Consider the following 7,552-nt stretch of genomic DNA (forward strand, 5'->3'; position numbering starts at 1 on the left):
ACCCCGCGGCGCTGCGCGGCAACGGGTCGTAAAGCCCGTCATCCACGGTCACGCGCGCAGCGGTTCCGGCAGCCGCATCGTCAGGATGCGCAGTTCCTCCTGCACCTGATCGAGCTGTTCCTCGATCGCCTCCAGGCGGGATTTCACGCCGAACACCGAGAACGGCATCGCCAGCATCGCCAGCGCATAGAGCAGGCCGACGAGCAGCAGCACCAGCCCGAGCCAGGCAGGCATCCAGGCCGGGAAGGAGAACGGCAATGTCATGAGCGCTATTTACCGGTGCGGGACACCGCACGGCAAGCCTTGCCTTCCCCATGGCCGCGCGGACATAAGACGGAAAGGAAAAACGGGAGGATTCATGGCGTCGGATCTGGACATCGCACGCGCGTCACGCCTGCGCCCGATCGGCGAGATTGCCGCCGCCGCCGGCATACCGGCCGAGGCGCTGATCCCCTATGGCCGCTACAAGGGCAAGGTGGATGGCGGCTTCATCCGCTCGCTCGAAGACCGGCCGGACGGCGCGCTGGTGCTCGTCGTCGGCATCAGCCCGACGCCCGCCGGCGAGGGCAAGACGACGACCTCGATCGGCCTCGGCGATGCGCTGCGCGCCGCCGGCGCAAAGGCGATGATCGCCCTGCGCGAGCCCTCGCTCGGCCCGTGCTTCGGCCAGAAGGGCGGGGCCACCGGCGGCGGCCGCGCCCAGGTCGCGCCGATGGAGGAGATCAACCTTCATTTCACCGGCGATTTCCACGCCATCACCAGCGCTAACAACCTGCTCGCCGCGATGCTCGACAACCATGTCTACTGGGGCAACGAGCTTGGCATCGACCCGCGCCGGATCGCCTTCCGCCGCGCCATCGACATGAACGACCGCGCCCTGCGCCAGACGGTTCTCGGCCTGGGCGCCGGGGCGAACGGCGCCGCCCGCGAGCAGAAATTCGACATCACCGTCGCCTCCGAGGTGATGGCGATCTTCTGCCTCGCCCGCGATCTCGACGACCTGCAACGCCGCCTCGCCCGCATCGTCGTCGCCGAGCGGCGCGACGGCTCGCCCGTCACCCCGGCCGATCTCAAGGCCGTCGGCGCCATGGCCGCCCTGCTGCGCGACGCGCTGCAACCCAACCTGGTGCAGACGCTGGAAGGCACGCCGGCACTGGTCCATGGCGGGCCCTTCGCCAACATCGCCCATGGCTGCAACTCGGTCATCGCCACCCGCACCGCGCTCAAGCTGGCCGACATCGTGGTGACCGAGGCCGGGTTCGGCGCCGATCTCGGCGGCGAGAAATTCCTCGACATCAAGTGCCGGCAGGCCGGGCTCGCGCCCTCCTGCGCCGTCGTCGTCGCGACGATCCGGGCGCTGAAGATGCATGCCGGGGTGGCCAAGGCCGATCTCGGCGCCGAGAATCCCGGCGCGGTCGCGCGCGGTGCCGCCAATCTGCGCCGCCACGTCGCCGCCATGCGCGCCTTCGGCCTGCCGGTGATCGTCGCGATCAACGGCTTCGTCACCGATACCGGGGCCGAGCGCGAGGCCCTGCGCGCAGCACTCGACGAGGATGGCGGCGCGCGGATCTGCTTCTGCACCCATTGGGCCGATGGCAGCGCCGGCGCCACCGACCTCGCGCAGGCGGTGATCGAGACGATCGCGGCGAAATCCGCCCGCTTCGCCCCGCTCTACCCGGACGACATGAAGCTGCCGCACAAGCTGCGCACCATCGCCCAGCGCATCTACGGCGCCGACGACATCGAGCTCTCGCCGCTGGCGGCCAAACGCCTCGCCCGGTTCGAGGCGCAGGGATACGACCACCTGCCGGTCTGCGTCGCCAAGACGCAGTACAGCTTCACCGCCGATCCGGCCCGCCGCGGCGCGCCCACCGGCTTCACCGTGCCGATCCGCGATGCCCGCCTCTCCGCCGGCGCCGGCTTCGTGGTCGCCCTCGCCGGCGATGTCATGACCATGCCCGGCCTGCCGCGCATCCCCGCCGCCGAGGCGATCGGGCTCGACCCCGATGGCGCGATCCATGGCCTGTTCTGAGCGTAGGGCCCCCATGAACACGCCGAACGCGCCCCAACCCACCCCGCCGGCCGCCGCGCGCAAGCCGGTCCGCATCGAACAACTCGGCCGGGTGCGGACCGATGACTATGCCTGGCTGCGCGATGCCAACTGGCAGGCGGTGCTGCGCGACCCCTCCGCCCTCGATCCCGAGATCCGCGCCCATCTCCTCGCCGAGAACGCCTATACCGATGCCGTGCTCGCCGGCACCAAGGACCTCCAGGCGACGCTGCTCGCCGAAATGAAGGGCCGGATCAAGGACGACGACTCGACCGTGCCCGCGCCGCACGGCCCCTACGCCTATTACCGCCGCTTCGATCCGGGCGCCGAGCATCCGGTCATCGCCCGCACGCCCCGCGCCGGCGGCGCCGAGCAGGTGCTGCTCGACCTGCCGGCGCGCGCGAAGGGCCATGCCTTCTTCTCCGCCCCGGCGGTCGCGCACAGCGACGACCACCGCCTGCTCGCGTGGGCGGAAGACACCCAAGGGTCGGAAGTCTACCGCATCCATGTCCGCGAGATCGAAACCGGCGCCGAGCCCGCCCCGCCGATCGAATCCTGCAGCGGCGACTTCACCTTTTCCCCCTGCGCGCGCTTCATCTTCTGGGTCTTCCGCGACGATCACGGCCGGCCGACCAAGGTGTTCCGCCGCGCCCTGGCCGATGGCGGCGACACGCTGGTCTACGCCGAGCCCGATCCCGGCTTCTTTCTCGGCGTCGAGACCAGCCTGTCCGGCGGCTCCATCCTCGTCTCCGCCGGCAACCAGGACACCAGCGAGGTCTGGCGCATCCCCGGCAACGACCCGACCGCGCCGCCCGCGCTCATCGCCCCGCGCGAGCCGGGCCTGCGCTACGATGTCGATGATGCCGGCGACCGGCTGGTCATCCGCACCAATGCCGACGGCGCGGTGGATTTCAAGCTGGTCGAGGCGCCGCTCGATGCCCCGGGCCGTGCGCACTGGCGCGACCTCGTGCCGCACCGGCCGGGCCGCTACCTCGTCGGCGCCTTCGCGCTGAAACACCACATCGTCCGGCTCGAACGGATCGAGGCGAACACCCGCATCATCGTCGCCCCGCGCGATGGCGGCGCCGAGTGGGAGATCGCGCAGGACGAGCCGGCCTATGTGCTGCGCACCGAACCCGGCCTCGAATACGACACCGAGACGATCCGCTACGTCTATTCCTCGCCCACCACCCCGCGCCAGACCTTCGACTACGATCTGGCCACCCGCGCGGCGATCCTGCGCAAGACCCAGGACATCCCCTCCGGCCACGACCCCGCGCGCTACGAAACACGGCGCATCGACGCGCCGGCTGGCGATGGCGCGTCGATCCCGGTAACGGTGCTGATGCGCCGCGGCCAGGCGCTGGACGGCGCGGCCCCGCTGCTGCTCTACGGCTACGGCGCCTATGGCATCCCGATGGAGCCGTGGTTCCGCACCTCGATCCTCTCGCTGGTCGATCGCGGCTGGATCTTCGCCATCGCCCATGTCCGCGGCGGCACCGAGAAGGGCTGGAACTGGTTCCTCGGCGGCCGCGCCGCGCACAAGATGAACAGCTTCACCGATTTCATCGCCGCCGCCGAGGCGCTGATCGGCGGCGGATATGCGCGGGCGGGGAACATCGTCGCCCAGGGCGGCTCGGCCGGCGGGCTGCTGGTCGGCGCCGCCTTCACCATGCGGCCGGATCTCTGGGCCGGGGTGATCGCCGAAGTGCCCTTCGTCGACGTGCTGAACACGATCTCCGACGATACGCTCCCCCTCACCCCGCCGGAATGGCCGGAATGGGGCAACCCGATCACCGACCCCGCCGCCTATGACACGATCGCCGCCTATTCGCCCTACGACAATCTCGCGCCCCGCGCCTACCCGCCGATCCTGTGCACCGGCGGCCTGTCCGACCCGCGGGTGACCTATTGGGAGCCGGCGAAATTCGTCGCCCGCCTGCGCGCGCTCGCCACCGGCCCCGCGCCGGCGCTGCTCAGGATCGACATGGAAGCCGGCCATGCCGGCGCCGCCGGCCGGTTCGACGCGCTGAAGCAGACCGCGCTGAATTACGCCTTCGCGCTCTGGTCGGTCGGTGCAGCCTGATCGAGCCGCCAGACCGGCTCCTTCAGCTTCTCGATGAACGCCTCGTGCGCGGCCAGCTCCGCCGCACTCGCGACGATCGGGCGCGGCGTGCGCGGCCCCTCGCTGCGATATTCGACGAGGCGGATCGTGCTCTCGGCGGCAAGGTCGAGCCCGCGCTGCCGCCCGCCGGTCAGCTCGACATAAACCTCCGCGAGCAGCTTGCAGTCGAGCAGCGCGTTATGGGTGGTGCGGGCGGAGAGATCGATGTCGAAGCGCCGGCACAGCGCGTCGAGCGAGTTCGGCATCCCCGGAAAGCGCTGCTTGGCCAGCGCCAGCGTGTCGATCATCCTCGCCCTGTCGAGGGCGGCGCGGCCGATGCGGGCGAACTCGGCGTCGAGAAAGCCGAAATCGAACGGCGCGTTATGCGCGACCAGCGGATCCTCAGCGAAGAACTCCAGCAATTCGGCGGCGATCTCGGCGAATTTCGGCTTGCCGGCGACATCGGCGCTGGTCATGCCATGCACCCGGCTCGCCTCGGCGGGAATGTCGCGTTCGGGGTCGATCAGCGTGTGGAACACCTTGCCGGTCGGCAGGTCGTTCCACAGCTCGATCGCCGCGACCTCGATCACCCGGTCGCCGCCAAGCGGCTCCAGCCCCGTCGTTTCCGTATCGAACAGCACCGCGCGCGACATCGCCGCCCCCTTTTTTGCTCCAGAGCATCAACAAGATCGAGCACTACATCCGATCCAATCGGATCGGAAAGTGCTCTAGCCGGCGAACACCACCGTCTTGCTGCCGCTGATGAACACCCGCCGCTCCAGATGGCCGAGCACGGCGCGCGCCAACACCCGGCGCTCGATGTCGCGCCCCTTGCGCACCAGCGCCTCCGGCGTGTCGCCATGCGAGATGCGCTCGACATCCTGCTCGATGATCGGCCCCTCGTCGAGCGCGGTGGTGACGTAATGCGCGGTCGCGCCGATCAGCTTCACCCCGCGCGCATAGGCCTGGTGATAGGGCTTCGCACCCTTGAAGCCGGGCAGGAAGGAATGGTGGATGTTGATGCAGCGCCCGGCCAGCTTCGCCACCAGCCCGTCCGACAGCACCTGCATGTAGCGCGCCAGGATGGCGAGTTCCGCGCCGCTCTCGCGCATCAGCCGCCACACCTCGGCCTCCTGTTCCATCTTGGTATCCGGCGCGATCGGCAGATGATGGAAGGGAATCCCGTCGAGATCGAGATGGGCGTAGCTCTCGCGCGGATGGTTGGCGATCACGCCGACGATGTCCATCGGCAGTTCGCCGATCCGCTGCCGATAGACCAGGTCGACCAGGCAGTGATCGAACCGCGAGACGAGGATCATCGTCCGCATCCGGTGCCCGCTTGGGGTGATCTCCCAGTCCATCCCGAACTCGCGCCCGACCGCGGCGAACTCCGCCTCCAGCCCGGAGGAAGGCGCGTCGCCCACCGGGGCAAACACCACGCGCATGAAGAAGCGCCCGCTCGCCCGGTCGTCGAATTGCTGCGCCTCGCGGATGTCCTGCCCGTGCGCGTGCAGGAAATGGCCGACGGCGCCGACAATGCCGGGCCGGTTGCGGCAGGAAAGGGTCAGGATGGAGCTCATGCGGTTCGGTCTCTCCGGAGTGCGGTGGTCGCCGCCGGGCCGCCCTTGGCGCCGGCACGCTGCTTCCCTATCAACATGGGCGCAGCACGCAAGCAGCGCGGAGGAAAACGCCCATGGCCGCCACCATCACCTATGTCTTCACCAGCCATTCCCCCTGGACCTATCTCGGCCACGCCGCCTTTCTCGACATCGCCCGCCGCCACGGCGCGACGGTGGACTACCGCCCGGTGCCGCTCGGCGCGATCTTCGCCGAAACCGGCGGCCAGCCGCTGGCCAAGCGCCACCCGGTCCGCCAGCGCTACCGTCTGGTCGAGCTGCAACGCTGGCGCGCCCGCCGCGGCCTCCCGCTCAATTTGCACCCGCAATTCTTCCCGGTGGACCCGGCGCTGGCGGATCGCCTGGCCATCGCCATCGTGGAAGCCGGTAGCGACCCCGACCCGTTCCTCCGCCGCGTCTTCGCCGCGGTCTGGGCGGAGGAGCGCAACCTCGCCGATCCCGCGACCATCGCCGACCTCGCCGCCGCGTCCGGCATCGCGCCCGAACTCCAGGCCCGCGCCGGCGCGCCCGAGATCGCCGCCGCCTATCAGCGCAACCGCGAGATGGCCGAGGCCGCCGGCGTGTTCGGCGCGCCCTCCTACATCCTGAATGGCGAGCTGTTCTGGGGCCAGGACCGGCTCGACCTGCTGGACGACGCGCTGGCCACCGGCCGCCCGCCCTATACGGCCTGAGCCGCCGGGGCCCTCACCTACCACGGCACCGCCTCGCCGCGATGGTCGAAAAACCCGCCGCTCTCGGCTGGGGTAAGCCGGTCGATCACCGCCAGCAGCCGCGCCGCCGCCACCTCCGGCGCCTGCACGTCGAGCCCGGCGGCGGCGAACGGGGCGGAAAGCCCCGTCGCCACCGTGCCCGGATGCAGGGCGACGCAGATCGCCGCCGGCGACCGCCGCGCCAGCTCCACCGCGGCCGTCCGCACGAACTGGTTCAGCGCCGCCTTCGACGCACGATAGCCATACCACCCGCCGAGCCGGTTATCGCCGATGCTGCCGACCCGCGCCGACAGCGTGGCGAACACCGCCCGCCCCTCGCGCGGCAAGGCGGGCAGCAGATGCTTCATCAGCAGCGCCGGGCCGATCGCGTTCAGCGCGAAGCTGCGGGCGAGGCGGCCCGAATCCAGCTCGCGCAGGCTCTTCTCCGGCATCTGTGCTTCATCGTGCAGGAAGCCGGTGGCATCGATCGCAAGGCGAATGGCCCCCCGCGCCGCCACCGCCCGCACCGGTTCGGCAATGCTGGCCTCATCGAGCAGGTCGAAGCGCGGCGCGCTGCCCCGCCCGAGCCCGATCACCGCGGCGAAACGCCGATCGCCCGCAAGGGCCGCCACCAGCGCGCCGCCGATGCCGCCGCCCGCGCCGAACACCACCGCCACATCATCCCGTCCCGTTCCGTCCATCGCATCCCTCCGCCCTGTCGCGGATATGGCGCGGAACCGCCGGCGCGAAACCGCCCCTTGCCGCCGGCGCCGCTTCATGATCGAAACAGCTCATGATCCTTTCCGGCCACGCACGCCTCGCCGGGGTGATCGGCTATCCGGTCGCCCATTCCCGCTCGCCCCGCCTGCACGGCACCTGGCTCGAACGCCACGGGATCGACGGCGCCTATCTCCCGCTCGCCATCGCCCCGGACGATTTCGCCGCCTGCGTCGCCGCGCTGGCGAAAATGGGCTTCGCCGGCGCCAACGTGACGATTCCACACAAGGAAGCCGCCTTCGCCGTGTGCGACCGCGTGGCCGACAGCGCGCGGCGCGCCGGGGCGGTGAACACG

7 protein-coding genes and 1 pseudogene are annotated in these 7,552 nt (G+C 70.5%); 4 read left to right on the forward strand and 4 right to left on the reverse strand.

Features of this window, described 5'->3' with window-relative positions; all coding sequences use genetic code 11:
* Positions 1 to 48 precede the first annotated feature (48 nt).
* Positions 49 to 264 carry a hypothetical protein gene (locus tag APM_RS08620; protein WP_007422980.1) on the reverse strand — a complete coding sequence of 72 codons (216 nt, stop codon included), beginning with the start codon at positions 262 to 264 and terminating at the stop codon, positions 49 to 51.
* Between the two features lie 94 nt (positions 265 to 358).
* On the opposite strand from APM_RS08620, the gene APM_RS08625 reads away from it, so the two are divergent.
* Positions 359 to 2,032 carry a formate--tetrahydrofolate ligase gene (locus tag APM_RS08625; RefSeq protein ID WP_007422981.1) on the forward strand — a complete coding sequence of 558 codons (1,674 nt, stop codon included), beginning with the start codon at positions 359 to 361 and terminating at the stop codon, positions 2,030 to 2,032.
* Between the two features lie 13 nt (positions 2,033 to 2,045).
* Positions 2,046 to 4,136 (forward strand): S9 family peptidase, encoded by a 2,091-nt coding sequence (locus APM_RS08630; RefSeq protein ID WP_007422982.1) that lies wholly within the window; start codon positions 2,046 to 2,048, stop codon positions 4,134 to 4,136.
* On the opposite strand, the gene dnaQ is transcribed toward APM_RS08630, so the two are convergent.
* Together dnaQ and purU are read right to left on the reverse strand one after the other, a co-directional pair.
* Positions 4,100 to 4,807, reverse strand: a complete 708-nt coding sequence (dnaQ, locus tag APM_RS08635; protein ID WP_013641010.1) for a DNA polymerase III subunit epsilon — start codon at positions 4,805 to 4,807, stop codon at positions 4,100 to 4,102. The two genes, APM_RS08630 and dnaQ, sit on opposite strands and share 37 nt — an antisense overlap.
* A 75-nt stretch (positions 4,808 to 4,882) precedes the next feature.
* A complete protein-coding gene (gene purU, locus APM_RS08640) occupies positions 4,883 to 5,734 on the reverse strand; it encodes a formyltetrahydrofolate deformylase (protein WP_007422984.1) in 852 nt (283 codons plus the stop codon).
* 113 nt (positions 5,735 to 5,847) lie between these two features.
* Here purU and APM_RS08645 point away from each other — a divergent pair, with 113 nt between their 5' ends.
* A complete protein-coding gene (locus tag APM_RS08645) occupies positions 5,848 to 6,462 on the forward strand; it encodes a 2-hydroxychromene-2-carboxylate isomerase (RefSeq protein ID WP_007422985.1) in 615 nt (204 codons plus the stop codon).
* 17 nt (positions 6,463 to 6,479) lie between these two features.
* Here the strand turns inward: APM_RS08645 and APM_RS08650 are convergent, their stop codons facing one another.
* A complete protein-coding gene (locus APM_RS08650) occupies positions 6,480 to 7,181 on the reverse strand; it encodes an SDR family NAD(P)-dependent oxidoreductase (RefSeq protein WP_007422986.1) in 702 nt (233 codons plus the stop codon).
* 92 nt (positions 7,182 to 7,273) lie between these two features.
* Between APM_RS08650 and APM_RS08655 the strand changes: the two are divergent.
* Positions 7,274 to 7,552, forward strand: a pseudogene (locus APM_RS08655) (shikimate dehydrogenase); the annotation flags it as partial.

This window comes from Acidiphilium sp. PM, assembly GCF_000219295.1.
GTDB lineage: Bacteria > Pseudomonadota > Alphaproteobacteria > Acetobacterales > Acetobacteraceae > Acidiphilium > Acidiphilium multivorum.